This window comes from Streptomyces sp. NPDC002044 (genome assembly GCF_040296725.1).
GTDB classification, from domain to species: Bacteria; Actinomycetota; Actinomycetes; order Streptomycetales; family Streptomycetaceae; genus Streptomyces; species Streptomyces antarcticus.
This window is the reverse complement of sequence record NZ_JBEOXU010000340.1, coordinates 1-1014: the sequence shown is the minus strand read 5'-3', so window position 1 is coordinate 1014 and position 1014 is coordinate 1. Positions and strand designations below refer to the sequence as shown.

1 protein-coding gene is annotated in these 1014 nt (G+C 73.4%); it reads left to right on the top strand.

Features of this window, described 5'->3' with window-relative positions; all coding sequences use genetic code 11:
- Window positions 1–74: 74 nt before the first annotated feature.
- A partial coding sequence (locus tag ABT106_RS32075; protein WP_351284605.1) for a BtrH N-terminal domain-containing protein occupies window positions 75–1014 on the top strand: 940 nt, incomplete at its 3' end.

The following is a 1014-nucleotide window of genomic DNA, read 5'->3' as shown; positions in this document are numbered from 1 at the left end:
CGGCGCTCCCACCCGGAGCGCCGCCCGCCGCACACGCGTCAGGGCCACACCGGCGGCGCGGCTAGGCTGGCCGCATGACTGTGCTCGTGTACGAAGACTTCGGTACCGGACGCCACCGGGAAGCCTCCCTCATCCGGCACGCCCTGGGCAGTGCCCACGACGAGGAGCTCGTCGCCGGCCTCGCCGGGGGCATCGGCTTCATGTACTTCGTCTTCGAGTACGAGGGCCTCACCCCCATCGCCACGATCGTGGCCCAGTCCCACCCCGAGCCCTGGGTACAGGTCGCGCTCGGCCGCCTGGGCGTCCCGTACGACGCCACGCGGGCGATGAAGCCCCGCTGGGGCCGCGTCCGGGCGGCGCTCGACGAGGGGCAGCCCGCCTTCTGCGTCGTCGACCGGTCCTCCCTGCCCTGGCACGAGCCGGACCCGGCAGCCGAGATGACCGGCGCCGATCCCCACACCGTCGTCATCGCCGGCTACGACGGGGACGACCTGCTGATCGAAGACGGTGCCGGGACCCCGCACCGGATCGACCGCGAGGAGTTCGGCGCCGCGTGGACCGCGCACCGCAAGGGCCGCCACCAGCTGATCGTGCCCACCGGGCCGCCCGAGGGTGAGCCGGACGTCGACGGGGCGATCGCCTCCACCGTCACCCACCTCACCGGGCCGGTCCTGGGGAACCAGTTCGACGTGAACTTCGGCTTCACCGGGATGCAGAAGCTCGCCGCGCAGCTGCGTGACCGGACGACGAAGACGGGCTGGGAACGCCGGTTCGGCGGCTCACCCGCGGCCTTCCGCGCGGGCACCGGGCGGCTGTACACCTGCCTGGAGGAGGAGTGGACGGCACCGGGTGCGACCCGGCCGCTCTACGCGGACTTCCTGGACCTCGTCGGGCGCCCGGAGGCGGCCGGTCTCTTCAGCGTCGATCTGGACCTTGCCGGCCGGGAACTCCGTCTTCGAGACGTCGCAGGCGGTGTCCGAGGCCGCGACCTTGATCGCGCCGTCGCCCCCGGCG